The 25,030-nt window shown below is 70.6% G+C and carries 27 protein-coding genes; 19 read left to right on the top strand and 8 right to left on the bottom strand.

Annotated elements, in window-relative coordinates; all coding sequences use genetic code 11:
* Positions 1-19: 19 nt before the first annotated feature.
* Both E1181_RS00250 and E1181_RS00245 read right to left on the bottom strand, forming a co-directional pair.
* Entirely contained in the window at positions 20-217 is a 198-nt protein-coding gene (locus E1181_RS00250) for a hypothetical protein (RefSeq protein ID WP_132671810.1), read from the bottom strand.
* Positions 218-540: 323 nt separating this feature from the next.
* Complete coding sequence (locus E1181_RS00245; protein ID WP_093414319.1) at positions 541-765, bottom strand: BldC family transcriptional regulator; 225 nt, start codon at positions 763-765, stop codon at positions 541-543.
* 195 nt (positions 766-960) lie between these two features.
* Here E1181_RS00245 and E1181_RS00240 point away from each other — a divergent pair, with 195 nt between their 5' ends.
* The 7 genes from E1181_RS00240 (at position 961) to E1181_RS00210 (ending at position 5,352) form a co-directional block, all read left to right on the top strand.
* On the top strand, positions 961-1,335 hold the full coding sequence (locus E1181_RS00240; protein ID WP_328590813.1) for a DUF4229 domain-containing protein: 375 nt from the start codon (positions 961-963) through the stop codon (positions 1,333-1,335).
* Positions 1,332-2,429 carry an L-cysteine desulfhydrase Cds1 gene (gene cds1 / locus E1181_RS00235; RefSeq protein WP_132671809.1) on the top strand — a complete coding sequence of 366 codons (1,098 nt, stop codon included), beginning with the start codon at positions 1,332-1,334 and terminating at the stop codon, positions 2,427-2,429. Before E1181_RS00240 ends, cds1 begins: the two co-directional genes overlap by 4 nt.
* Before the next feature lie 37 nt (positions 2,430-2,466).
* Positions 2,467-3,033 carry a DUF3558 family protein gene (locus E1181_RS00230; protein WP_132671808.1) on the top strand — a complete coding sequence of 189 codons (567 nt, stop codon included), beginning with the start codon at positions 2,467-2,469 and terminating at the stop codon, positions 3,031-3,033.
* Positions 3,034-3,257: 224 nt separating this feature from the next.
* Positions 3,258-3,587, top strand: a complete 330-nt coding sequence (locus E1181_RS00225; RefSeq protein ID WP_132671807.1) for a hypothetical protein — start codon at positions 3,258-3,260, stop codon at positions 3,585-3,587.
* Positions 3,588-3,601: 14 nt separating this feature from the next.
* Positions 3,602-4,417: a WXG100 family type VII secretion target gene (locus E1181_RS00220; protein WP_235875549.1), complete on the top strand. Its 816-nt coding sequence runs from the start codon at positions 3,602-3,604 to the stop codon at positions 4,415-4,417.
* Positions 4,418-4,430: 13 nt separating this feature from the next.
* Positions 4,431-4,859, top strand: a complete 429-nt coding sequence (locus tag E1181_RS00215; protein WP_132671806.1) for a hypothetical protein — start codon at positions 4,431-4,433, stop codon at positions 4,857-4,859.
* A gap of 16 nt (positions 4,860-4,875) precedes the next feature.
* Positions 4,876-5,352, top strand: coding sequence for a hypothetical protein (locus tag E1181_RS00210; protein ID WP_132671805.1), 477 nt, complete (start codon positions 4,876-4,878; stop codon positions 5,350-5,352).
* A 45-nt stretch (positions 5,353-5,397) separates the two neighbouring features.
* Here the strand turns inward: E1181_RS00210 and E1181_RS00205 are convergent, their stop codons facing one another.
* From E1181_RS00205 to E1181_RS00195, 3 genes are all read right to left on the bottom strand, one after another.
* On the bottom strand, positions 5,398-6,270 hold the full coding sequence (locus E1181_RS00205) for a 1,4-dihydroxy-2-naphthoate polyprenyltransferase (RefSeq protein WP_132671804.1): 873 nt from the start codon (positions 6,268-6,270) through the stop codon (positions 5,398-5,400).
* Between the two features lie 35 nt (positions 6,271-6,305).
* Positions 6,306-7,475 carry an o-succinylbenzoate--CoA ligase gene (gene menE / locus E1181_RS00200; RefSeq protein WP_132671803.1) on the bottom strand — a complete coding sequence of 390 codons (1,170 nt, stop codon included), beginning with the start codon at positions 7,473-7,475 and terminating at the stop codon, positions 6,306-6,308.
* Between the two features lie 338 nt (positions 7,476-7,813).
* A complete protein-coding gene (locus E1181_RS00195) occupies positions 7,814-8,737 on the bottom strand; it encodes a 1,4-dihydroxy-2-naphthoyl-CoA synthase (protein WP_132671802.1) in 924 nt (307 codons plus the stop codon).
* A 133-nt stretch (positions 8,738-8,870) separates the two neighbouring features.
* Between E1181_RS00195 and menD the strand changes: the two genes are divergently transcribed.
* Together menD and E1181_RS00185 are read left to right on the top strand one after the other, a co-directional pair.
* Entirely contained in the window at positions 8,871-10,550 is a 1,680-nt protein-coding gene (gene menD, locus E1181_RS00190; RefSeq protein ID WP_132671801.1) for a 2-succinyl-5-enolpyruvyl-6-hydroxy-3-cyclohexene-1-carboxylic-acid synthase, read from the top strand.
* A 248-nt stretch (positions 10,551-10,798) separates the two neighbouring features.
* Positions 10,799-12,298 carry a M1 family metallopeptidase gene (locus E1181_RS00185; protein WP_132671800.1) on the top strand — a complete coding sequence of 500 codons (1,500 nt, stop codon included), beginning with the start codon at positions 10,799-10,801 and terminating at the stop codon, positions 12,296-12,298.
* A 224-nt stretch (positions 12,299-12,522) separates the two neighbouring features.
* Here E1181_RS00185 and E1181_RS00180 read toward each other — a convergent pair whose 3' ends face one another.
* Positions 12,523-13,812 carry an isochorismate synthase gene (locus E1181_RS00180; RefSeq protein ID WP_235875547.1) on the bottom strand — a complete coding sequence of 430 codons (1,290 nt, stop codon included), beginning with the start codon at positions 13,810-13,812 and terminating at the stop codon, positions 12,523-12,525.
* Between the two features lie 88 nt (positions 13,813-13,900).
* Between E1181_RS00180 and E1181_RS00175 the strand changes: the two genes are divergently transcribed.
* The 3 genes from E1181_RS00175 (at position 13,901) to E1181_RS00165 (ending at position 16,079) form a co-directional block, all read left to right on the top strand.
* Entirely contained in the window at positions 13,901-14,398 is a 498-nt protein-coding gene (locus E1181_RS00175) for a DUF3592 domain-containing protein (RefSeq protein ID WP_235875538.1), read from the top strand.
* Between the two features lie 106 nt (positions 14,399-14,504).
* Positions 14,505-15,437 carry a 1,2-phenylacetyl-CoA epoxidase subunit PaaC gene (gene paaC / locus E1181_RS00170; protein WP_132671799.1) on the top strand — a complete coding sequence of 311 codons (933 nt, stop codon included), beginning with the start codon at positions 14,505-14,507 and terminating at the stop codon, positions 15,435-15,437.
* Positions 15,438-15,563: 126 nt separating this feature from the next.
* Positions 15,564-16,079 carry a hypothetical protein gene (locus tag E1181_RS00165; protein WP_132671798.1) on the top strand — a complete coding sequence of 172 codons (516 nt, stop codon included), beginning with the start codon at positions 15,564-15,566 and terminating at the stop codon, positions 16,077-16,079.
* Here the strand turns inward: E1181_RS00165 and E1181_RS00160 are convergent.
* Positions 16,072-16,923, bottom strand: coding sequence for an inositol monophosphatase family protein (locus E1181_RS00160; RefSeq protein ID WP_132671797.1), 852 nt, complete (start codon positions 16,921-16,923; stop codon positions 16,072-16,074). The two genes, E1181_RS00165 and E1181_RS00160, sit on opposite strands and share 8 nt — an antisense overlap.
* A gap of 177 nt (positions 16,924-17,100) precedes the next feature.
* On the opposite strand from E1181_RS00160, the gene E1181_RS00155 reads away from it, so the two are divergent.
* Both E1181_RS00155 and E1181_RS00150 read left to right on the top strand, forming a co-directional pair.
* Positions 17,101-18,225, top strand: coding sequence for a glycosyltransferase family 4 protein (locus E1181_RS00155; RefSeq protein WP_207921941.1), 1,125 nt, complete (start codon positions 17,101-17,103; stop codon positions 18,223-18,225).
* 34 nt (positions 18,226-18,259) lie between these two features.
* Positions 18,260-18,949 carry a demethylmenaquinone methyltransferase gene (locus E1181_RS00150; protein ID WP_132671796.1) on the top strand — a complete coding sequence of 230 codons (690 nt, stop codon included), beginning with the start codon at positions 18,260-18,262 and terminating at the stop codon, positions 18,947-18,949.
* Between the two features lie 168 nt (positions 18,950-19,117).
* Here E1181_RS00150 and E1181_RS00145 read toward each other — a convergent pair whose 3' ends face one another.
* Complete coding sequence (locus tag E1181_RS00145; protein ID WP_132671795.1) at positions 19,118-20,035, bottom strand: LysR family transcriptional regulator; 918 nt, start codon at positions 20,033-20,035, stop codon at positions 19,118-19,120.
* A gap of 37 nt (positions 20,036-20,072) precedes the next feature.
* On the opposite strand from E1181_RS00145, the gene E1181_RS00140 reads away from it, so the two are divergent.
* From E1181_RS00140 to E1181_RS00120, 5 genes are all read left to right on the top strand, one after another.
* The gene (locus E1181_RS00140) at positions 20,073-21,404 is read left to right on the top strand and encodes a CitMHS family transporter (RefSeq protein ID WP_328590812.1); all 1,332 of its coding nucleotides are present in this window, start codon (positions 20,073-20,075) and stop codon (positions 21,402-21,404) included.
* Complete coding sequence (locus tag E1181_RS00135; RefSeq protein ID WP_132671794.1) at positions 21,405-22,694, top strand: acyclic terpene utilization AtuA family protein; 1,290 nt, start codon at positions 21,405-21,407, stop codon at positions 22,692-22,694.
* On the top strand, positions 22,681-22,980 hold the full coding sequence (locus E1181_RS00130; RefSeq protein ID WP_132671793.1) for an AtuA-related protein: 300 nt from the start codon (positions 22,681-22,683) through the stop codon (positions 22,978-22,980). Before E1181_RS00135 ends, E1181_RS00130 begins: the two co-directional genes overlap by 14 nt.
* A gap of 171 nt (positions 22,981-23,151) precedes the next feature.
* Entirely contained in the window at positions 23,152-24,450 is a 1,299-nt protein-coding gene (locus tag E1181_RS00125) for a geranylgeranyl reductase family protein (RefSeq protein WP_132671792.1), read from the top strand.
* A gap of 144 nt (positions 24,451-24,594) precedes the next feature.
* Positions 24,595-25,008, top strand: a complete 414-nt coding sequence (locus E1181_RS00120; RefSeq protein WP_132671791.1) for an NADH-quinone oxidoreductase subunit A — start codon at positions 24,595-24,597, stop codon at positions 25,006-25,008.
* Positions 25,009-25,030: the final 22 nt, after the last annotated feature.

Genomic DNA, 25,030 nt, shown 5'->3' with positions numbered 1-25,030 from the left:
CCTGACGGGGTTGGGCGGGTTACTTGAGGCCGCCGTCTTCGTCCGTCGGGCGCTTGTTCTTGCGTTGTTCTTCGGCGATCTTGCGGAGGAATTCCGGGTCGTCGTCGGGGGCGACCGGGGCTCTGCGGGCGCGCGGCTTGGCGACCTGCGGGCCGAACGCCTTCCACATCAGCACAGCGATGGTGAGCGCGCCAATGGCGGCGAGGGCATAGATCATCGTGGCCACCTCCAACCGTTCCGCTTACGACACTAGCCAATCAGAGACGGTGGTGTCTTTGTCCGGAGGTGTCCGGTTCGAGCGGGGTCCCTGGTGACGCCTCGCGGACTTGCGAGGTGTCACCAGGGACGGCGGTCGTCATCGGCCGGCCGCCCAGCGATCTTCGACTTGGTGCAGTGATTCTCGGCTGTTGCGACTGCTTCCTTCGGCGCCTGCCGCGGTGCCCGGGGCACTCACCACGAGGGGTTTGGCGAGTGGGCCTGCGCACCGCCGCGTTGACTTCCGCGCCGCTTCGAGATGTTCGCCGCTGCCGGACCGGTCGGTCAGGCGGTGCGGTTCACATCGTTGGTCAGCTCGGCCAGCAGGGTGCGGACCTCAGACTCGCGGAAGCGACGGTGGCCACCGGGGGTGCGGATCGAACCGATCCGGCCGGCGGTCGCCCATCGGGTCACGGTCTTGGGGTCGACCCGGAAGAGCGCCGCGACCTCACCTGGGGTGAGGAGCTGCTCCTGACCGTTCTGGCGAGGCTGCTGAGTCGACGCGGTCACGTGTGACCTCCACTTTTGCGGTAACTGACATTCGGGCATTCCGGTCGCAATCGTGGCACCTGAGGGGTCAGGTACTCGAACGTTTGGGTTTAGGTAAAGGGAAGGTAAGGGACGAAAACGGCGCTTCGGGCGCTCCGACCTGCGGTCCCCGGACGCCGGGCCGGTCGTTCCCGAGGGTGCTCTACCCTGGATGACGTGCGGGAACAGCAGGAGACGAGAACCGACGAGCCCGAAGCCGCGGTCGCCGCGACCCCCGGAGCGGGCCCTGAGCAGCCGACCGGCGAGACGTCCGAGGTCAAGCCCAACCTGGCCCGCGACATCGCGCTCTACACCGCGGCCCGGTTCGGCCTGGTCGCGGTCGTGGCGGTGCTGCTGATGCTGGCCCAGGTGCCGGTCCTGGTCGCCATCGCCGTGTCCGTCGTCGTGGTCATGCCGCTGTCGCTGCTGGTCTTCGGCAAGCTCCGGCGCCGCGTCGCGGTCGGCATGGCCGAGCGCACCAGGGGTCGCCGCGAACGCCGCGAGCAGCTGCGCGCCCAACTGCGCGGCGACGCCCCGGCGGATGCCGAATGACCAGCGACATCGACCGCTCCTGCGAGCGCACGCGGGCCTGGACCAGCGAGGCCGTCCGGATCATCGAGGCCGACGCGAACCGCAGCGCCGACACCCACCTGCTGCGGTACCCGCTGCCCGCCGAGTGGAGGATCGACCTCTACCTCAAGGACGAGTCAACACATCCGACCGGTTCGCTCAAGCACCGGCTGGCCCGTTCGCTGTTCCTCTACGCCATCTGCAACGGCTGGGTGACCGAAAACACACCCGTGATCGAGGCTTCGTCCGGATCGACGGCGGTCTCGGAGGCCTACTTCGCCCGACTGCTCGGACTGCCGTTCATCGCGGTGATGCCCCGGTCCACCAGCGGCGAGAAGGTCGCGCTCATCGAGTGGCAGGGCGGCCGCTGCCACTTCGTCGACGAGCCCGGCGCGATCTACTCCGAGTCCCGGCGGCTGGCCTCCGAGCTCGGCGGCCACTTCATGGACCAGTTCACCAACGCCGAACGCGCCACCGACTGGCGGGGCAACAACAACATCGCCGAGTCGATCTTCGAGCAGCTCGCGCTCGAACCGCACCCCGAACCCGCCTGGATCGTCGTCGGCGCGGGCACCGGCGGCACCAGCGCCACCATCGGCCGCTACCTGCGCTACCGCAGGCTCGGGACCCGGTTGGCCGTCGTCGACCCGCAGCGCTCGGTGTTCTTCGAAGCCTGGCGCGACAGCGATCCCTCGCTCACCAGCGATTCCGGCTCGCTCATCGAGGGCATCGGCAGGCCCAGGGTGGAACCGTCGTTCATCGGGCAGGCCATCGACCGGATGATCAAGGTCCCGGACGCCGCCTCCATCGCGACCATCCGCTGCACCGAGCAGGTCCTCGGACGCCGCGTCGGCGGCTCCACCGGGACCAACCTGTGGGGCGTGTTCGCGCTGATCTCCCAGATGCTCGCCGAGGGGCGCGAGGGCAGCATCGTCACGCTGCTCTGCGATGGCGGCGAGCGCTACACCAACACCTACTTCGACGACCGCTGGGTCGCCGAGCAGGGCATGGACCTCGAGGCGCCGCGCAAGATCCTGGACCACTTCCACAGCACCGGCGAGTTCCAGGCAGACTAGGGCCGCACGTCGACGATCTTGCGCGGGAGGAGGTCCGGTGGTCGCCAAGCGCCTGCTGATCGGCGCGGTGCTCTCCAGCGCCGCGCTGACCGGCTGCACCGCCGTGCAGCAGGTGGTGCCCAGTCCGCCGTCCTCGCAGCCCAGCACCTCCGAGGAGTCCACGGCGACCAGCACGGCACCGTCGATCACCCGCGAGGTTCCGCCGGAGCAGCGGCGGATGCTGGGATCGATGTCGGCGCAGGAGCTGTGCGGCCTGGTCCGGCCGGACGAGGTCGCGGCGCTGGCCTTCGAGGTCGAGCCCGGGCGGGCGCGCGAGGTGGGGATCCAGCCCCCGGTGCGCGGCTGCGGGTTCCCCGACCGCAGCGGCGGGCGGGAAGTGCTCATCGGAGCTCAGGCCCCCGGTTTCGCCGACCTGGGGACCGAGGAGGTCGAGCTGGGAGCCGTTCGCGGCACGCAGGTCCTGCGGGCCGACGGCTGCACCGTCTACGCCCCCGTCGCGGGAGCCACCCTGCAGATCGTGGTGATCGCCGATCAGGCCGACACCGACCAGTGCCGCATCGCCTCGGACGTCGCCCAGTACGTGCTGCCCGCCGTGGTCGCGTGACGGGGAAGATCTCCAACTCGTAACGCTTCGCCGGAAGCGCGTTCGCGGTCCGACCGGATCGGTTCGAATTCTCGCGACTGGGGGAGTTCGCACGCGCGTTGGGGCGAGCGCGTGACATCGCCCGGACGAGCCGACGAGATCACCGCGTTGTCTCGCCCGGATGTGGTCTTCGTTGCGCGCGGGTTCGTCGACGCACTCCCCGAACGGCGAGCAGAGGGGGTGGGATGGCGGGGAATCTGCGGGTGATCCCGTCGGAGCTCAACGGCTTCGAGGGACTTCTCGAACGAAACACCGGCCATTTCAAGAAAATCGGCGAGTGGGCCGAGAGCACCGCGTCCGACACCAGCGGTTTCACCGGCTTGATGGTGGTGTTGGTCCCGGCCGTGGAGGCGGTCACCGCGCTCTACGGGGAAACGCTCCAGCTGGCGCATTCGGCGCTGCGGAAGGTGGGGGAAGACCTCGCCGAAACCGCCTCGGAGTACGAGGAGATCGAGCGGAAGGTCGTCCTCTCGCTCCAGAAGATCCAGTCCGATCTCGACGAGATCAAGGTCTGAGGGGGCGGGAGGAAGTGGCTTCGTACGAAGACGCCGAGGACCCGCTGGCCCTCCTCGAAGCGGATCCGAGCAAGAGCAACCAGGACTCGTTGCAGCAGGCCGTCGAGGACGCCGGCTGGCAGGTGCAGGCGGTCAACTGGGTCTACGAGCAGGTCACCGGAGAGAACCTGATCGAGCAGCTGATCTCGCCGATCACCGGCGACTTCTCCAAGATCGAGACCAACGCCGAGGCGTGGAACCAGATCGGCGAGGCCCTGCGCGCGGTCCGCACCAACCTCAACCAGGGCATCAGCGACCTGCGGGAGAGCTGGGACGGCTCCGGTGCCATCGCCTTCGAGACGCTGCTGGTGAGCACCTGGACCGTCGCGCTCGAAGGCGACGCGATGCTGGCGCAGCTCGTCGGCCAGGGCTTCCAGAAGGCCGCCGAGATGTCCCGCCGGATGACCGACAAGGCGCTGGAGCTGATCAAGAAGCTGGTCGACCGGCTCATCGAGACGGCCTCCACCGGCTGGATCCCGGTCGCCGGCTGGGCGAACGTGGTGCGCAACGTTGAGAAGTGCGTCGAGATCGTGCTGGCGGTGCTGGAGCTCTTCGAGGCCCTGCAGCAGATGTACGACTCGGTGGTGCAGCTGGTCGACTCCATCAGGGGAGCGGGCACCAACCTGGCCAAGATCACCGACGCCAACAGCCTCGGCGACGTGGTCAACGTCGGGATCCAGGCCAAGGACGACATCACGGCCGTCACCGAAGCGACCTCCGGGGCGCGCAGCTCGGTGACCGGCGTGCGGAACTCCGCCGGAGGCGTCCGGACCGCGGCGGGAAGCATCTGAGCGGGGGGCTGCGATGAGTCAGGGCTGGAAGACACCGGAAGTCCGCGCTGCCGAGGAGATGGTCGAGGAGCGGATGCGCCAGGCCGAGCAGGCGCTGGCCAAGGCGACCAGGTTCGAAGCCGAGCTGCCGGAGGTGAAGCTCACCGACGAGCGGATCGAGGAGATCCAGCAGCACGTCCGCAACGGCAACGCGCCCGCGGAGATCGCCGCGTTCCAGCGCCGCGTCGACGACGGCGAGTTCAGCTGGCGCGAGGTCGCCGACGGCACCGCGTTCCGCGACGAATCGGTGCGCGCGGCCTTCGCTGCGAGCGTGCGGAACATGCAGCAGGCCAAGGAGATGCTCGACGCGGGCTACGACGCCGCGACGGTCATCACCCACGACCCGAACCGGCCCGCTGACGCCGGTTACGACGACGAGCCGCCGGACTCGTTCCTGCGGTGAGGGGGATTGAACGACGATGAACCGCAAGACGTTGCTCGGCATCACCATCGGATGGGCGGTGCTGGTCGGCCTGATCGCCGCGGTGCTCCTCGGGATGGCCATGTTCAGCGGTACCTCGCTGGCCAAGTCCACGACCGCGTCGGGTTCATCGGGCCCGTCCTACGCGTGGGACGGCGATCCGATGATGATCACCAGCTCGGACAAGAAGAAGACCGCGGTGTGCCACGTCGTGTCGGAGAGCGGTGAGGCGCGCGACGTGACCAGCTACCGCGCCGAGAGCCGGTACCAGGTTAACCGGATCACGCCCTGGTTCTCCGGTTCGGCGAAGGTGACCTGCACCACGCCCGTGCGCATCCGGACCGGGTCGCAGGTGACCGTCTACGAGCTCGCCACCAAGAACAGGATCGCGCAGCTCGGCGTCGCGGTGGTCGCCGTCGCGCCGTTCCTCGCGGTCGGCGTGTTCGGCCTGGGAACGCGCAAGACCCACGCCTGATCGAGCGGTGTCCCGCAGCGGTGCGCCCGCTGCGGGACACCGCCGTCAGCCGAAGGCCAGCGCCAGACCCGTGATGGCGCCCCAGGCCAGCATGGCGAACCCGGTGTCCCGGACCGCCGGGATCAGGTAGCGGCCGGTGGCTCCGCGCACGACCGCCCGCAGCGGGATGAGCAGCAGGGGCAGTGCCAGGAAGCCCAGCAGCACCCAGGAGTTGCGCAGGCCGATCAGAACCGTGATCACGAACGGGACCAGCGCCAGGGCGGTGTAGAGCGTGCGGGTGTCGCGGTCGCCGAGCATGACGGCGAGGGTCCGCTTGCCCGTGACCCGGTCGGAGGGGATGTCGCGGAGGTTGTTGGCCACCAGGACGGCGCAGGACAGCGCGCCGACGCCCACGGAGGCACCGATGCCGAAGCCCGAGATCGTCCCGGCCTGCACGAACATCGTGCCGAGCACGGCGATCAGGCCGAAGAACACGAACACCGCGAGCTCACCCATCCCGGCGTAGCCGTAGGGCTTGCTGCCGCCGGTGTAGAACCAGGCGCCCGCGATGCACAGCGCGCCGATCGCCAGCATCCACCACTGACCGCTCAGCGCGACCACGCCGAGCCCGGCCAGCGCCGCCACGCCGAAGCACGCGAAGGCCGCGTTGCGCACCGCGCCCGGGCGCGCGGAACGCGAGCCGACGAGGCGGAACGGGCCTACGCGGGAGTCATCGGTGCCGCGGATGCCGTCGGAGTAGTCGTTGGCGAAGTTCACCCCGATGATCAGGCTGACCGAGACGGCCAGCGCCAGCAGCGCGATCAGCGGGTCGAACTCGTCCACTCCCGCGGCGGCGCCGGACCCGGCCAGCACCGGCGCGATCGCATTCGGGAAGGTGCGCAGACGGGCACCCTCGATCCATTGCGCGACAGTCGCCATGAGCCTCATCTTCGCTCACGCGGCAAGTCCCTCGGCTAGCAGGTCAGCTGCTCGGCGAGCGCGCGCCGGTCCGGTTTGCCGGGGCCGCGCAGCGGGAGCTCGTCCACCAGCGCGATGCGCTTCGGGGTGGCCACGGCGCCGAGGCGTTCGCGAACGGCGGAGCGCAGGGTCTCCTCGTCCGGTCGGGCGGCGGGATCGGCCACGACGGCCGCCACCACCGCCTGCCCCCACTCCGGGTCGGGAACGCCCAGCACGCAGACCTCGTGGACTCCCGGCTGCTCGGCCAGGACCCGCTCGACCGGCAGCGGCGCGACCTTCTCCCCACCCGTGATGATCATGTCGTCGGCGCGTCCGAGGACTTCCAGCTCGCCGTCGGCGAAGCGACCGAGATCGCCCGTGCGGAACCAGCCGCCCGCGAACGCGGCGGCGTCCGGCTGGTTGCGGTAGCCCCTGGCCAGCATGGGTCCGGCGAGCCGGATCGGCCCCAGCTCGCCGTCCACGTCGACCTCGGTGATGTCCAGCGGCACGCCGTCGTAGACGCAGCCGCCCGAGGTCTCGCTCATGCCGTAGGTCGTGGTCACCCGGACGCCGCTGTCCCGCGCCCGGGCCAGCAGGGCTGGCGGGGTGGCGGCACCGCCGAGCAGCACCGCGTCGAAGCACCGGAGGGCGTCCAGGCCCTCGCCGCCGTCGTTGAGCAGCCGGGACAGCTGGGTCGGGACCAGGGCGGTGTAGCGCGGGCGGTCCGAGGCCGGCATCTCGCGCGCCGCCGCGGCGAAGCCGTCCGGGCGGAAGCCGTCGGAGGTGTCGACCGCGCGCGGGGTGGTGCCCGCGATCAGCGCCCGGACCAGGACCTGGATTCCGGCGACGTGGTGCGCGGGCATCGCCAGCAGCCACTCGCCCGGGCCGCCGAGCCTGCGGTGGGTGGCCTCGGCCGAGGCGCGCAGCGAGCCAGCGGGCAGCAGCACGCCCTTGGGCGTGCCGGTCGAGCCGGAGGTGGCGATGACCAGGGCCGTCGGATCGTGCTCGGCGTCCTCGCCGGGGTTCAGCGGCCCGATCAGGTGCTGCGCCTGCCCGGGGGCGTCGGCCGCGACCGGCAGCAGCGCGGGGCCTTCACCGTCCAGCGCGCGGCGCAGCGCGGGCAGCACGTCCAGCGCGCCGGTTCCCGAGGGGACTGGGAGCGGCTGGAGGTCCCGGGGCTTCGGCATGAGCCCCATTCTCGGTACCGGAACCGGTGCCGACTCCGGCGGTGTCCCGAGAGGTTCGCCACTAGCTCACCTGTTCGAGCGATCAAGTGTTCGAAAGGGTCGGTCGATGTTCTTGGTGTGAGCGGAAGGAGGAGGCGATGTTTCTCGTGTTCGTGCTGGTCGTCCCGGTCTTCGCCGGGGCTCCGCCGCATCCGCAGCAGTCGTCGGGTTCGCCGCAGGGCCGGCCGCGGGCCGGTGCTGACACCGGCCCGGCCGGACCCGTGCGGGAGACGCCGGAGGAGGAACGGCCGCCGGGGCTGTTCCTGTCCGGAGTGCTGCCCGAAGAGGAGTGGGAGGTCTCAGAAGTACCAGGGGAAGGGGGACCAGTCGGGTTCCCGCTTCTGCAGGAACGCGTCCCTGCCTTCGACGGCCTCATCGGTCATGTAGGCGAGCCGGGTGGTCTCACCGGCGAAGAGCTGCTGACCGACGAGCCCGTCGTCGATGGCGTTGAACGCGTACTTGAGCATGCGCTGCGCCGTCGGGGACTTGCCGTTGATCTCCCGGGACCACTGCAACGCGGTGGCCTCCAGTTCGGCGTGCGGGACGACCTCGTTGACCATGCCCATCTGGTGGGCCTGCTCGGCGGTGTAGGGGCGTCCGAGGAAGAAGATCTCCCGGGCGAACTTCTGCCCGACCTGGCGCGCCAGGTACGCCGACCCGAATCCGCCGTCGAAGCTGCCGACGTCGGCGTCGGTCTGCTTGAACATGGCGTGCTCGGCGCTGGCGAGGGTGAGATCGCACACCACGTGCAGGCTGTGCCCGCCGCCGGCGGCCCAGCCCGGGACCACCGCGATGACGATCTTGGGCATGAACCGGATCAGCCGCTGCACCTCCAGGATGTGCAGCCGACCGGCACGCGCCGGGTCGACGGACTCGGCGGTCTCGCCATCGGCGTACTGGTACCCGGAACGACCGCGGATGCGCTGGTCCCCGCCGGAGCAGAAGGCCCAGCCGCCGTCCTTCTCGGACGGGCCGTTCCCGGTGATCAGCACGCAGCCGACGTCGCTGCTCATCCGCGCGTGGTCCAGGGCGCGGTAGAGCTCGTCGACGGTGTGCGGGCGGAACGCGTTGCGGACCTCGGGGCGATCGAAGGCGATGCGCACCGTGCCCTTGCCGGGGCCGTCCTCGACGCAGCGGTGATAGGTGATGTCGGTGAAGTCGAAGCCCTCGATGGGCTCCCACAACTTCGGATCGAACAGCTCAGAGACAACGGGATTCTGCACACCTGGGACAATAGGGGGCGCAAGTGCTCGGCGCGGGGTCCTCCCCGCGACCGCCCGGTGCTTGCGTGGACGTCGACGGAGGGAGCCGCGGACCCTCCGCCGTTGTCCGCCAGGCGATTTCAGAGGTGATCGGTTGAACCCGTCCACAGCCCAGGCTGAGGTCATCGTCGACGAGCTCGTCCGAAACGGGGTGCGCCACGCGGTGCTCGCCCCGGGGTCGCGCAACGCACCTCTCGCCTACGCTCTGCACCGGGCCGCGCACGCTGCGCGTTTGAGGCTGCACGTGCGGATCGACGAGCGCAGCGCCGGCTTCCTGGCCCTGGGCCTGGCCGCGCGCACCCGGCAGCCGGTTCCGGTGTTCTGCACCTCCGGCACCGCCGCGAGCAACCTGCACCCGGCGGTCAGCGAGGCGTACCACGCCGGAGTGCCGCTGCTGGTGATCACGGCCGACCGGCCCCCGGAACTGCGCGCGGCGGGCGCGAACCAGACCATCGACCAGCACCGGCTGTACGGCAGCGAGGTGCGGATGTTCGACGAGCTCGGCGTCGCCGAGGCGCGTTCCGGGCAGAACGCCTACTGGCGGAGTCAGGTGTGCCGCGCCTGGGCAGCTGCGGCGTGCGGCATGCGCGGCGGGCCGGTGCACCTCAACCTCCCGTTCCGCGAGCCCCTGGTGCCCGACGGCGACACCGAGTGGTTCGAGCCGCTGGAGGGACGACCGGGCGGTGAGCGGTGGACCGAGGTCGCCGACGGCGGATCGTCGCCGAGCTCGCTGGGGCGGTTGAGCTCCGGTCGTGGACTGGTGCTGGTGGGTGACTGGGGTGCCGAGGAGGCGAGCGCCTGGGGCGAGCGCGTCGGCTGGCCCGTGCTGTCGGAGGTCGGCGGCGTCGGGGTGTCCGGACCGGCTGCGATCAGCACCGGGATGTGGCTGCTCAACCTGCCCGAGTTCATTCGCGAGCATCGGCCCGAGCAGGTGCTGTGCGTGGGACGCCCGACGGTGTTCCGCCAGGTCCAGCAGCTGCTCGCCGATTCCGGGATGGAGGTGCTGCTCGCGCACGGCGGGATCGGCTGGCCCGCGCCCGCGCACAACGTGCGGGAGGTCGCCGAGACCTTCGGGGCCGACTCCGAAGGCCCCGGACACGTTGACCCGCAGTGGCTGACGGCCTGGCAGCAGGCCGACCAGAAGGCCTCTGCCGCGCTGCACGCCGCCCTCGACCTGGAGCGGTGGCCGAACGGCCCGGCGGTGGCCCGCGAGGTGGTCGACGCCCTGCCGGAGAACTCGCTGCTGGTGCTCGGGTCGTCGAACCCGAGCCGGGACGTCGCGCTCGCCGCGCGGCAGCGGCCCGACGTGCTGGTGCACCGCAACCGCGGTGCGGCAGGCATCGACGGGACCGTGTCCACGGCGCTCGGCGCGGCCACCGGGCACGGCGGCCCGACGTACGCGCTGCTGGGCGACCTGACGTTCCTGCACGACAGCAACGGTCTGGTGCTCGGCCCGTACGAGCAGCGCCCGGACCTGACGATCGTGGTGTTCAACGACGACGGCGGAGGCATCTTCAGCCTGCTGGAACAGGGCGGTCCGGAGCACAGCGACTCCTTCGACCGCGTCTTCGGCACGCCGCACGGCACGGACCTGGGCCGGCTGTGCGCGGCGCACGGGGTCGAACACGTCCAGGTGCCGGGCCACGCCGAACTCCGCGAGGCGCTGCGGGCGAAACGCGGCCTGCGCGTCGTCGAGGTGCGCGCGAACCGGGACGAGCTGCGCGCGGTGCACCAGCGGCTCCATGCCGCCGTCCGCTCCGCCCTGCTCGGCTGAGTGCGCCTGCGCGAAAACCGTTGCGGCGGAAACCGAATGTGCGTCTCGGGACCGTGAACGCCCTGTTTCAGCTGCAGGTGGGGCCGGGTGCGTCCGGCCACTGTGGCCGGTCGGGTGCGTTAGCCCGTTGGTGTGTATTCGCGTTTTTCCGCCTGGTGATGGGAAAAACTCGGCGCGAAAAGCGCACCCGGTGTGAACGTGTTTGCCTAGTCTCCTGATCGGACCGAGAAGTTCGAGGAGGTGGCAGGGTGATTCGACGACAGGGCCTGCGCGCGGTGATCGCGGCCTGCTGCGCGAGCGCGGTGTTCGCCGCGCCGGCGTTGGCGGGGAGCGAAGGGCCGGGCGCGCCGGGAGCGGGCGACGCCTACTTCCCCGGTTACGGCAACGGCGGCTACGACGTCTCCCACTACGACCTGCAGCTTCGCTACCAACCGGCCGACGACCACCTGCAGGGCACCGCGACGATCGTCGCGACCGCCACGCAGGACCTGACGGCGTTCAACCTGGACTTCGCCCTCACCGCGAAGTCGGTGCGGGTCAACGGCATGCCGGCGCAGTTCGCCCAGAACGGGCTGGAGCTCACCGTGACCCCGCCGGCGACCCTGCCGAAGGGCGAGATGGCGACCTTCGTCGTGGAGTACGAGGGCACGCCCTCGACCGCGGACGTCGACGGCTTCAACCCGTGGGTGCGCACCTCCGACGGGGCGTTGGCGATCGGCCAGCCGGAGATCTCCTCCTGGTGGTTCCCCGGCAACGACCACCCGAGGGACAAGGCCACCTACGACGTGGCGGTCACCGTGCCCGACGGCACCGAGGCCATCTCCAACGGGGTGAACACCCGCAACAGCAGCCTTGCCGGGTGGACCACCTGGAACTGGCGCAACACCGAGCCGACCGCCACCTACCTGGCGTTCATGACCATCGGCCAGTACGAGATCAGCAGCAAGACCGGTGCGTTCGGCCAGCCGTTCGTCACCGCCTACTCCGACAAGCTCGGCCCGCTGACCGGACCGGCCAAGGCCAGCATCGAGCGCACCCCGGAGGTCGTGGACTTCCTGACCCAGCTGTTCGGCGAGTACCCGTTCTCCGCCCAGGGCGGCGTCGTCCCGTCCGAGGGCTTGAACTTCGCCCTGGAGAACCAGACCCGCCCGACCTACAGCCACAAGTTCTTCCAGAGCGCGGCGAACGTGTCGGTGGTCGTGCACGAGAACGCCCACCAGTGGTTCGGCGACTCGGTGTCGGTGGACACCTGGCGCGACATCTGGATCAACGAGGGTTTCGCGTCCTACTCGGAGTGGCTGTGGTCGGAGGCGCACGGCACCGGCACCGCGCAGGAGCTGTTCGACCACTACTACAACTCCCACCCGGCGGACGACCCGTTCTGGCAGGTCCTGCCGGGAGACCCGGGTGCCGAGAACGTCTTCCACGACGCCGTCTACGACCGGGGCGCGATGACGCTGCACGCGCTGCGCAGCGTCGTCGGTGACGAGGCGATGCTGGACATCACCCGCACCTGGGCGGCGGAGCACCGCTTCTCGACCGGCACCATCGAGCAGTTCATCGAGTTGGCGGAGCAGAAGTCCGGCACGCAGCTCGACGAGGTGTTCAACACCTGGCTGTTCACCAAGGGCAAGCCCGCGGTGAACCCGGCGGCCGGAGTCGCGGCCAGCGCGGCCCGCGAGAACGTGCCCGAGCCGCCGGCGGTCGCCGAGATCGACCGCGCACACGAACACCTCCACGGCCACTGAGAGCTGTTCAGGAATTTGCTTCGCTTGGCGGTGCGAGTGGCGGAACCTCAGCGGTCCTCTGGCTCCGGGATCCGAGACTTGTGCATGTCCAATACACGGCGCTACGGCTGTCCTCCCCGGAGAACCGCTGAGAAATCCCCTGAAGGGGACGGCACGGCGGTGCGGGCTGAGTCCCACACCTGAAACAGCGCCTTCCGCCGCCTTCCTGAACAACTCCTAGCCGGTCAGCGGACTCCTTCCAGGGCTTCGCGCACCGGGAGGAGCTTCGCTTCCACCTCGGCCACCTCCAGGTCCGGTTCGGAGTCGGGCACGATCCCGCCTCCGGCGAACAGCCGGACCCGGCCGCCACGAGCACCGCCGGAGCCCGCTCCGGCGGTGCTCTGCTGTTCGATCTGCCCGCAGCGCAGCGCGATGCCGAGCTCGCCGTTGCCCGCGCCGTCGATCCAGCCGACCGGACCCGCGTAGCGGCCGCGGTCCATGCCTTCGAGCTCGGAGATCAGCGGCACGGCGTCCTCCGTCGGGGTGCCACCGACCGCCGCCGTGGGGTGCACGGCTTCGGCGAGGTGCAGTAGCCCCGACCCGTCGGGTGTGTCGGCCAGCTTGCCTTCGACGTCGGTGGCCAGGTGCAGCACGTTGCGCAGCCGCAGCACCGACGGCGACGTCGGGACCGACAGCTCGCTGCAGAACGGGCGCAGCTTCTCGGCCAGCGACTCGGCGGCGTAGGCGTGCTCGCTGCGGTTCTTGGCCGAGTCGAGCAGTTCGGCGGCGATCTCGTCGTCGGTGCGGCCGGGGTGCGGCCAGGCCGTGCCCGCCAGCACTCGGGAGCGGACCTCGTAGCCGCGCCGCTCCAGCAGCAGCTCAGGGGTGGCGCCGACCAGGCCGTCGACCGCGAAGGTCCAGCAGTTCGCGTAGCGCGCGGCCAGGTTGTGCAGCAGGAAGCGCTCGTCGAGGGGCTCGGAGGTGTTGGCGACGAGGTCGTGCGCGAGCACCACCTTGCGGAGCTCATGACCGGATTCCCGCATCAGCCGGACCGCCTCGGTCACCGCCTGCCGGTATGCGGTGGAGGACAGCCGGCCGTCGCTGTAGGAGACCGTGCCGGGCTGGCGCACCGGCTCGGGTTCCGGTTCGGGCGCGTCGCCGATGGTGGTGATCCAGCGGACGCCGTCCCGTTCCCCGATGATCACCTCGGGCAGCACCAGGACCGAGTCGCCGGGGCGGTCGGCGAAGGCCAGGCTGGTGAAGGCCACGGGTCCGCAGCCGGGCAGCCCCACCGCGTCGTCGACGTCGATGTGCCCGCACAGCTGGCGCCACCACGCGTCGGCGTCGGTGAAGCGATCTGCCCCGGAGGTGTCCAGCCGTGCTGCGCAGCCCCATCCGACCAGGCCCTGGCCCTCGCGGACCCAGCTCAGCGACTCGCCGCCGGGGAGCAGGTCCAGCAGCGGGCGGTCGTGCCGTGGGTCGGCAGGATCGAGTCTGCGGGTGCGCGCCGTCAGCCGCCTGGATGTAGTCGCCACGCTTGGAGCGTATTCGGAGTGCGGATCCGGGTGGGCTGACCGGCCGCGTGGCCCTGAACACGACCCCCGGCCCCTACAATCGGTCACCGTGGCAGGCGACGCGGTGGCCCAGGACGCGGCCGACTCGGTGACCGGATCAGACACGGACGGTGATCAGTCGGTGGCACAGCCCTCGCCTGGGCGTGTCCGCCGCCGAGTGGCACGAGGTGTGCTGATCACCGGGTTGTTGCTGTCGGTCATGGGCTTCTCGATCATCGGCGCCTGCTTCATCAACGACCGCACGATCGTGGAATCCCGAGGCCAGGCGGTGGCCGAAGTCGTGGACACCTCGCTGACCCGGACGGTGGTGCGGTTCAACACCGAGGACGGGCGGGTCTACATCCCGCCGAACGGAGTGCTCTACCCGACCGACCTGCAGGCGGGGCAGCTGGTGCGAGTCGAGTACGACTCCCGCAACCCCGACCTGGTCCGCGTCGCGGGTCGCACCGCGGTGATCTCGCTGCTGCCGGTGCTCAGCGCGCTGGCGGTCCTGTGGGCGGTGCTGCTGCCGACGTATTGGCTGCTCAGGAGATCTGACCGGGACTGAGGACCCTTCCAGGGCCTTTCGGCCGGCACCAAACTGGGTATCCGCCGAAAGGGGGTCGGTGGTCACGATCCGAAGGGCCGACCCCGCGTCTGCGAGGTCATTGCCCATGAACACTCCTAGAGCGTTGTCCGACTGGCCGCAGGTTCAGCAGCAGTGGGTGCTCGGTGCTCCTGTGCTGTCCACCGTCGACCGGTCGGTGCCCGAGGAGGTGGATCCCGCCGATCTGGGCCTGTACTGCACGATGCTCGGCGACGACGCTCTGGTGCTCGCCCACCGGCTGACCGAGTGGGGCATGCGCGCCGGTCTGGAGGAGTCCGCAGCGCTCGGGGAGATCGCGCACGACCTGCTCGGGCAGGCGCGGGTCCTGTTCGGCAGGGCCGTCGAGGTGCGCGGCGAGGAGGACGAGGACCTGCTCGCCTACCAGCGGGAACCGGCCGAGTACCGGAACGTGCGGTTGGCGGAGATCGACTGCGGTCCGGGGCCTGGCGGTGACTTCCCGACCACGGTGGCCCGCCTGCTGCTGTACACCACCTGGCGCCTCGCGCTCTTCGAGGAGCTCGTCACCTGCCGGGACGCGGTGTTGGGCACGTTGGCGGCGAGGTCGCTGCACCGGCTCGCCGAACACCGCAACCACGCCGCGCAGTGGGTGATCAAGCTGGGCGATCACGGCCCCGGGAGCTCGCAGCTGATGAGCAACGGGCTGCAGCGCGTGTGGCCGCTTGCCGCGGAGCTGTTCACCGCGCACCCGGTCGAAACGCGGCTGGCCGACGTCGGCTGCGGCGTGGACCCCTCCGACCTGCGCGTTCAGGTGGGACAGGGGCTCGACGAGGTGTTCTCCATCGCCCGCCTCCAGCGCCCGGCCACCACCGAGTTCGGCGAGTTCGTCCGGCCGGGTGGGCGCGACGGCGCGCACACCGAATCCATGGAGTTCCTGCTGGCCGACATGCAGTACCTGGTCAGGGCGGGCTTGGCCAGCGGTCGAGCCCCGCAGAAGCCGCGGGACGAGCGAAGTTTCAGAAATGCAATGGAATATGAGTAGTTCCCCGCACGCCGATGAGCACCGGCCGGGCGCACAGTGATCGAGGGGGTATCGGAGCGGCGGAAGCAGTGGCCTGGGGGTCTTCCGCGTTCCTCGGTCGGGGACTAGTGGAAGGGCGCAACGCGGATGGACGAGATCTGGTTGCAGGTGCTCATGGCGTTGATGGCGGGATGTGCCGGTGCGGGCGTGGTGCTCGTGGTGCGCAGACGTCCCGCCGAGCAGGTCGCGGCAGAACCTGAACCAGCACCGGAGCCGCTGCCGCAGCGGGAGCCGGACGGCTGGGGGCCGTTCGTGCAGCACTGCGAGCAGATGGTGCTGCGGGCGAGCCGGGCGGTCGAGGCGATGTCCTCGCAGCAGGCCCGCAACCGGTTGCTGACGGTCGTGCGGCGGATGGACGCTGAGCTGCCCAACCTGCGCGTGCTCGCCGAACTCGGCCGGGGGCTGGGGGCGACCTCCCGCGACGTCGAGATAGCGGGCCGGGTGCGCGGCGAGCTGGCGGAGGTCGAGAAGCGCTTCGGCGCGGTCACCCGCGAGGTGCTCGAACTCGTCGAGGACCCCGACCCCGAGCGGGTGGGCGAGCTGCGCGGGCGGTTCCCGCTGCTGCGCCCGATCTCGGCGGTCCTGCCCGAGCCGGTTAGCTAGCCGGCACCTCGGCCGCCTGCGCCCACCACTCGTGGACCTCGACGGCCGCACCGGGCGCGGCGACGAGCAGCCCGTCGCGCGGCAGCGGGTTGGGCTCGCCGCGCCGGTCTAAGACCGTGGCGCCGGCCTCGGTGGCCAGCGCGAGCGCACCGGCGACGTCCCACTCCTCGTAGTCGTCGAGCACGGCGGCGACGGTGTGGCCGAGGGCGACCTGGGTGATGGCCAGCGCCGGTGAACCCAGTAAACGCACGCCGACCTGCGCGCTGGCCGCGTTGGTGATGAACCGGTTCATGCCCGGCCACGGCCCGTTCTTGGTCAGCTCGGTGCACACGATGCCGCCGCGGATCTCGGAGCGGTCCGGCAACCGGACCGGAGTGCCGTTGGCCCGCATGCCCCGGCCGCGCGCGGCCGCGTAGATCTGGGTCCGGTAGGGGTCGGCGACCACGCCGACCACGGGCCCGTAGCCGTCGAGCATCGCCAGGCTGTAGGCGCACCAGGGCAGCCCGGCCACGTAGTTGGCGGTGCCGTCCACCGGGTCGACCGACCAGCGGAACTCCGAGGCGCCCTGCTGCGGCGGAACGCTCGGTTCGTCCCCGAACTCCTCGCCGAACACGGGTGTGCCGGGGAACTCGTCGGCGAGGATGCGGCGGGTGTGCCGTTCGAGGGTGCGGCCGGTGTCGGTGACCCAGTCGAACGGCGACTCGCTGGGCTCGGGCCGCGCCCCTCTGCCCGCGGTCGCGATGATGACGTCAGCGGCGTCGTTGGCCAGCCGACCGGCGACCTCGAACGCCCGCGACACCAGGGCCGGTTCGATCTGGGCGGGTGGAGTAGGCAGGGCCGTCATGCGTCCCCAGCCTCCGCGCGGCGAGTGACCGCTCAGCAACGTCTAGGTGACCGGCCGTGGAGGCGCAGGCCACGTTTGCGGGCCGATGGGCGAGTTGGGGTGCTCTTCGGTTGTCGTTGGGGATCGCGTCACGTTGCCTTCGGCTGCTCGCCGGAACAGGCGGCGACCGTGTTGTCCGTGCGCATCGCGATCGTGACCGAGAGCTTCCTACCGCAGATCAACGGAGTGACGAACTCGGTGTTGCGGGTGCTGGAGCACTTGCGTCGTCGAGGCGACCAGGCCCTGGTCATCGCGCCCGGACCGGGTCCGGACGAGTACGCGGGCTTCCCCGTCATCAGGCTGCCCGCGGTGGACCTGCCGATGGTGTCGTCGCTGCCCATCGGGTTCCCGAGCCGCCGCGTGCTGCGCGGGCTCCAGGAGTTCGCGCCCGACGTGGTGCATCTGGCCTCGCCGTTCGTCGTGGGGGCGCGCGGGATGAACGCCGCGCGTCGGCTGGGCATCCCGACGGTCGCCGTCTACCAGACCGACGTGGCGGGTTTCGCCGAGTCCTACGGGCTCGGGCTGACCGCGAAGGCGGCGTGGAAGTGGATCCGCCGCCTGCACTGCCACGCCGACCGCACGCTGGCCCCCTCGACGTGGGCGGTGGAGACGCTGCGCGAGCACGGCGTTCCGCGTGTGCACCGGTGGGGTCGCGGAGTCGACACCGAGCGGTTCACGCCGCGCAAGCGCGACGAGCAGCTGCGGGCCGAGCTGGCGCCGAACGGTGAACTGCTGGTGGGTTACGTCGGCCGGTTGGCGCCGGAGAAGCGCATCGAACGGCTCGCCGAGCTCGACGGCACGTCCGGTGTGCGGCTGGTCGTGGTCGGCGACGGCCCGGAGCGCGAGCGGTTGAACGCCGAACTGCCCAACGCCGCGTTCCTCGGTCAGCGCACCGGCGACGAGCTGGCCCGCATCTACGCCAGCCTCGACGTCTTCGTGCACACCGGCCCGCACGAGACGTTCTGCCAGGCGGTGCAGGAGGCGATGGCTTCCGGCGTCGCGGTCGTCGCCCCGGACGCGGGCGGTCCCCGCGACCTGGTCGAGGTCGGGCGAACCGGATACCTGCTGCCCGCGCACGACGACGCCGAGCACGCCGCGGCCCTGCGCAGCGCCATCGCCGACCTGCGCGATCCCGCGCTGCGGGAGCGCTTCGGCGCCCACGCCCGCAACGCCGTCGCAGGTCGCACCTGGCCGGCCCTGTGCCGCCAGTTGGTGGACCACTACGCGGCGGTGAGCGGATACGCGGAGTCGGCAGCTGCCTGAACCGGCTCCGGAGCGCGCCACGTACGCTTCGGGTGTGTCTCGGGCAGGCTTGGACAAGAACCCTCGCGAAGTCGCGGCGATGTTCGACGGCGTCGCGCGTCGGTACGACCTGACCAACACCGTGCTGTCCTTCGGGCAGGACCGGCGCTGGCGGAAGGTGACCCGGCAGCTGCTGGCGCCCCAGCAGGACGAGAAGGTCCTCGACCTCGCCGCCGGCAGCGGCGTGTCGACCGTCGAGTTCGCCCGTTCCGGCGCCTACTGCGTCGCCGCCGACTTCTCGCTGGGCATGCTCTCGGTCGGCAAGGGCCGGGGCGTGCCGCTGGTGGCGGCCGACGCCCTGCACCTGCCGTTCGCCGACGACGCCTTCGACGCGGCGACGATCTCCTTCGGCCTGCGCAACCTCGCCGACACGGTCGCTGGCCTGCGCGAGATGCGCCGCGTGGTGCGGCCCGGCGGGCGCCTGGTGGTGTGCGAGTTCTCCACCCCGACGTGGCAGCCCTTCCGCGGCGTCTACATGAACTACCTGATGCGCGCGCTGCCCCCGATCGCCCGCGCGGTCTCCTCCAACCCGGACGCCTACGTCTACCTCGCCGAGTCCATCCGCTCCTGGCCCGACCAGCGAGCCCTCGCCGAGCTCATCGGCGAAGCCGGCTGGACCGACACCACCTGGAAGAACCTCACCAGCGGTGTGGTGGCGGTCCACCACGCCAAGAACCCGTCCTGATCCTCGGAGGTTGTTCGGTGAACCGGAGGCGAGCGGCGTAGCCGCGAGCTGTGACCACCACCTGAGCAACTCGCACCACCGCGGGTTCTGACACGTCTTCTGGCGAGCACGCCGCGACGCCGCGTCTTCCCGCACCGCCACGCACGACGAGCAGCACCGAACAGGTCTTCAGAGCCAGGTGGTTTCGGGGGTCGTGGTCCGGGTCCAGGTGAGGGATCGGGTGAAGGCCCTGGTGGCCGGGGGCTGCGGGTGATGAGGAGTGCGGATCACCGCGATGCGCCGATGCGTCTCCGGTGCTGCCAGGGGGACGTGGAGCAGGCCCGCGAAGGCGATCAGCGGTAGGACCATCCCGGGCATGACGGCGGTGCCGAGACCCGCGGCGACCAGCCCCGCCACCGCGGTGATGTTGCCGGATTCCAGGACCACCCGGGGGTGCGCCTCCGCGGCCGCGAAGGCGCGATCGGCGTGCTGGCGGATGCTGGAGTTCGGTGCGAACGCGATGTGCGGTTCGGTCGCCAGCTCTGCCCAGGTCAGCGACTCGCGCGCGGCGAAGCGGTGCTCCTGCGGGAACACCGCGCACATCCGGTCGGTGGCGATGGGGTGCACGGCCAGGTCGGGCAGCGGTTCGGCGACGACCGTGACGCCCAGGTCCACGGTGCCCGCGCGAACCTTGGCCAGGACCTCGTCGGACATGCCGTCCTCGATCGACAGCTCGACGTCCGGGTGCTCGGCGCGGTAGGCCGAGACGACCGGCGGCAGCAGGATCGCCGCCATCGACGGCAGCGCCGCGACCCGGACGCGGCCCCGGGTGCCTGCCAGGAAGCCCTGGAAGTGGTTGATCCCGGCGTCGAAGTAGTCCACCACCCGCCGCGCGACCAGGCAGAACTCGGCGCCCTCCGGCGTGGTGACCAGGTTGCGGGTGGTGCGCTGGAACAGCGTGATGCCGAGCCTGCGCTCGACGTCGCGCACCGCCCGGCTGATCGAGGACTGCGCCAGGTGCAGCTGCTCAGCGGCAGTCGTGAACCCGCCGGTGTCGTGCACCGCGAGGACCAGTCTGAGCTGCTGCACCGTCAGATCCATGCCCATGGTGCATGAATCTATCAATTTTCAGTGCTTGACCAGCATGAGCGAGGTGGATCACAGTTCTCCCGTCCGGCCCAACGGCGGTGTTCGGAGGTTGCCCATGCTGGCCGCGAGCGGATTCCTGACGATCGGCGTGTTCCTCGCCCTGGTGCTCTCGCGCAGGGTGTCGGTGCTGTTCGCGCTCACCCTGGTGCCGATCGCGGCGGCACTGCTCAGCGGTCACGGCGCCGGGCTCGGTGAGCTCGTGGCCGATGGCCTGGTCACCGTCGCGCCGGTGGCCATCATGATCACCTTCGCGGTGCTGTACTTCAGCCTGATGATCGACGCGGGGCTGTTCGACCCCGCCGTCACCCGCATCCTGCGCTGGGCCAAGGGCGACCCGCTCAAGATCACCGTCGGCACCGCGCTGCTGACCCTGCTGGTCGCGCTGGACGGCGACGGGGCCTCCACCTTCCTGATCACCGTCTCCGCGCTGCTGCCGATCTACCAGCGGCTGGGGATGCGCCGGATCGTGCTGGCCGGCGTGGTCTGCCTCGGCGCCGGGGTCATGAACATAGTGCCGTGGGGCGGGCCGACGGCCCGCGCGATGGCCGCGCTGAAGCTCGATTCCGCGCAGCTGTTCCTGCCCGTGCTGCCCGCGATGATCGCCGGCATCTGCTGGGTGCTGATCGCCGCCTACCTGATCGGCCGGTCCGAGCGGAAGCGGCTCGGCGTGGTGAGCATCGAGGCGGGCGAGCGGGTGCGGCTGACCGGCGCGGACCGCGCGCGGTTCTGGATCAACGCGGCGCTGACGCTGGCCCTGGTCGGCTGCCTGCTGTTCCAGCTCGCCGACCTGGAAGTGCTGTTCCTGGTGGCCTTCCTGGTCGCGCTGCTGATCAACCGCCCGTCGTGGCAGGGCCAGCAGGAGCTGTTCGCCAAGCACGCCTACAACGTGGTGCTGGTCGTCGTGGTGATCTTCGCGGCCGGCGTGTTCACCGGCATCCTCACCGGCACCGGCATGATCAAGGCGATGGCCGAGAGCCTGGTCGCGGTCATCCCCGACGCCGGTGGCGCGCTGCTGCCGGTGGTCACGGCGATCGCCGGGATGCCGCTGAGCCTGGTCTTCACCCCCGACGCCTTCTACTACGGGGTCGTGCCGGTGCTGGCGGAGACCAGCGCGGCGTTCGGCGGCGATCCCGCCGCGATCGGGCGGGCCGCGATCCTCGGCCAGATGACCACCGGGTTCCCGCTGAGCCCGCTGACGGCCTCGACGTTCATCCTGCTCGGCATGTCCAAGGTCGACATCGGCGACCACCAGCGGTTCATCTTCGGCTGGGCCTTCGGCACCACGCTGGTGATGACGGCGGTCGCGCTGCTCACGGGGGTGCTGTAGATGCGCATCGGCAGTGGAGCCGGGTTCGCCGGCGACCGCCTCGAACCGGCGCTGGAGCTCGTGCGGGCGGGTGTCGACGACCTGGTGCTGGAGTGCCTGGCCGAGCGCACCATCGCACTCGGGCAGCAACGCAGGCTGGGCGATCCGGACCAGGGGTACGACCCGTTGCTGCGCGCGCGGTTCGAGCGGTTGCTGCCGGTCGCGGTGCCGAACGGAGCACGGGTGATCACCAACATGGGCGCCGCCCATCCGCTGCGCGCGGGCGAGGTCACGCGGCAGGTCATGACGGCCGCTGGGCTGACCGGCCGCATCGCCGTGGTCACCGGGGACGACGTGCTGGACCGGCTCGACCCGGCCACGCCCGCGCTGGAGGACGGCGTCCCGCTGGCCGAGCACGGCGAGATCGTCTCGGCCAACGCCTACCTCGGCGCGGAGGCGCTGCTGCCCGCGCTGGACGCGGATGTGGTGATCACCGGGCGGGTCGCCGACCCGTCGTTGTTCGTGGCACCGATCGCGCAGCGGATGGGTTGGGACCTCGACGACGTGCCGCGCGCCGCCGCCGCGACGCTGGTCGGGCACGTCCTGGAGTGCGCGGGACAGGTGACCGGCGGCTACTTCGCCGACCCGGGCGTCAAGGACGTTCCCGGGCTGGCCGAGCTCGGGTTCCCGTTCGCCGACGTCGACGCCGACGGCAGCGCGACCATCGGCAAACCGGACGGGACCGGCGGGATGGTGACGGTCCCGACGGTGCGCGAGCAGCTGCTCTACGAGGTCACCGACCCGACCGCCTACCGCACGCCCGACGTGGTCCTGGACTTCCGCGAGGTCCGCGCCGAGCGGACCGGCGCCGACCGGGTGCGCATCAGCGGGGCGCGCGGGCGGGCCAGGCCGGAGGAGCTGAAGGTCAGCGTCGGCTACCGCGCGGGGCACCGCGCCGAATGCGGCATCAGCTACGCCGGACCGGGGGCGTCCGATCGGGCGAGGCTGGCCGCGGACGTGATGAGCGAGCGGCTGCGCGGCACCGGGCTGCGCGTGCGCGCCGACGTGCTGGGGGCGATGGGCGATCCGGACGGCGAGTGCCGACTGCGGGTGGCCGCCATCGCGGAGGACCGGACGGCGGCGCAGATCGTCTGCCACGAGGTCGAATCGCTCTACACCAACGGCCCCGCCGGTGGTGGCGGCGTGCGCACCGACGTGCGCGAGGTGATCGGCATCGTCTCGGCGCTGATCCCCAGATCCGATGTGACGTCGCAGGTCACGACCCTGGTGGTGAACGATGCGACTGCATGAGATCGCGCACTGCCGAGCGGGCGACAAGGGCGACACCTCGATCCTGTCGGTGTTCCCCCTCGACGACGCCGACTACGACCGCCTGCGCAGGGAGCTCACCGCCGACCGGGTCCGCGCCCACCTGGCCGGTCAGGTCAGGGGCGAGGTCATCCGCTGCGAGCTCCCGCTGCTCAAGGCGCTCCAGTTCACCTGCCACCGGGCTCTCGACGGGGGCGTGACCACGTCCCTGTCCCTGGACACCCACGGTAAGACCCTGAGCTCCCGCCTCCTCGCCCTGGATCTGTGAGTCGCGAGGGGTTCGCGGCGAGGCTCGCGGTGAACCGGATGGCGGGTTTCCTCACTCAGGTGGCCTACGCGAAAGGGTCGATCGCGCTGGTGCAGCGGCTTAGACTCGGAGTTAGTGAACTCGTTCACAAGCGGGTTTCGCACCGAGCACTGCACTAGTTCGAGGAGTGTCATGACCAGCGCCACCAGCCGCCGCCGACCGGACGATGACGCCGATGTGATCGTCGTCGGAGCGGGACCGGCCGGCTCGACGGCTGCGACGTACCTGGCCAGGGCGGGACTGGACGTCCTGCTGCTGGAGAAGAGCGTCTTCCCGCGGGAGAAGGTCTGCGGCGACGGGATCACGCCACGGGGCGTCAAGCAGCTCATCGACCTGGGCATCGACACCAGGGAAGAAGCCGGCTGGCTGCACAACAAGGGCCTGCGGGTCGTCGGCGGCGGAGTCAGCCTGGAGCTCGACTGGCCGAGCCTGTCCGACTTCCCGCCCTACGGCGTGGTCCGCCCGCGCAACGACTTCGACGACCTGCTGGCCCGCAACGCCCAGCTCGCCGGGGCCCGCCTGTTCCAGCAGACCAGCGTCAGCGGCGCCATCACCGACGAGCGCACCGGCCGGGTCGTCGGCGTGGAGGCCAAGACCGGACCCGAGCGCAAGCCGGTGACCTACCGGGCTCCGCTGGTCGTGGCCTGCGACGGGGTGTCGGCTCGGCTGGCCCTGTCGGTGGGCATCCAGAAGCGCGACGACCGGCCGATGGGCGTGGCCGTGCGCCGGTACTACACCAGCCCGCGCACCAAGGACGACTTCCTGGAGTCGCACCTGGAGCTGTGGGACAAGTCCAACCCGGCCGACCCGACGCTGCTGCCCGGCTACGGCTGGATCTTCGGCATGGGCGACGGGACGGTCAACGTCGGGCTGGGCATCCTGTCCACCTCGTCGGCCTACGGCAAGACCGACTACCGGCAGTTGCTGCGGTCCTGGCTGGACGGAACCCCCGAGGAGTGGGGATTCCGGGAGGACAACGCCACCGGCAAGATCGGCGGCGCCGCGCTGCCCATGGGCTTCAACCGCACCCCGCACTACCGCGACGGCCTGCTGCTGGTCGGCGACGCGGGCGGCATGGTCAACCCGTTCAACGGCGAGGGCATCGCCTACGCGATGCAGTCGGCCCGGCTGGCGGCCGAGTGCGCGGTGCACGCGATGGCGCGACCGACCGCGTTCTCCCGCGAGCAGGCCCTGAGCCGGTACCCGACGGCGGTGCGGCAAGAGCTGGGCGGCTACTTCCGGCTCGGCAATATCTTCAGCAAGTTGATTGGCAATCCCACGGTCATGCGGATGGCCACCAAGCACGGCCTGCCGCGACGGACGTTGATGCGTTTCGTGTTGAAGCTGCTGGCAAATCTCTACGACGAGAAGGGTGGGGACGCCATGGATCGTGTGATCAGCACCACTACTCGCGTCACCCCTAGCGCGTGACCCTGAGTGTCTGGTCAGATGTCCCGGTAACCGTGAGAGAAGTCATAAAGTTAGGTACGCCTCACTACGGAGCCGAATCAGGCGACCGCATAGAGTGCGCACCGGAAGCCTGAGACGTGACCTGCGTCTCGGCGGGGACTGACGATGTGTGTCCCGGGCCACGAACCCGGAACCGGTTGGAGGGGAGCAAAGGTGCTCGACCCGTACATCCCGTTGGTGCTGTTGTTCGCGCTGGCGCTGGGATTCGCGGTCTTCTCGGTCGCGATCGCGCCACTCGTCGGTCCCCGCCGCTACAACAAGGCGAAGCTCGACGCCTACGAGTGCGGGATCGAGCCCTCGCCGCAGCCCGTCATCGGCGGCGGCCGGATGCCCGTCGCCTACTACCTGACCGCGATGTTGTTCATCCTCTTCGACATCGAGATGGTCTTCCTCTATCCGTTCGCGGTCTCGGCCGACGCCCTGGGGATGTTCGGCGTCGTCGAGATCGTGCTGTTCATAGCGACCGTCGGCTTCGCCTACATCTACGTCTGGCGGAGAGGCGGACTGGACTGGAACTAGACCGGAGCTCGGATCTGAAGCG

It is taken from the genome of Saccharopolyspora terrae, assembly GCF_004348435.1.
Lineage (GTDB): Bacteria > Actinomycetota > Actinomycetes > Mycobacteriales > Pseudonocardiaceae > Saccharopolyspora > Saccharopolyspora endophytica.
Note: the sequence above shows the minus strand (reverse complement) of the source record. Positions and strands in the feature narration are given on the sequence as shown.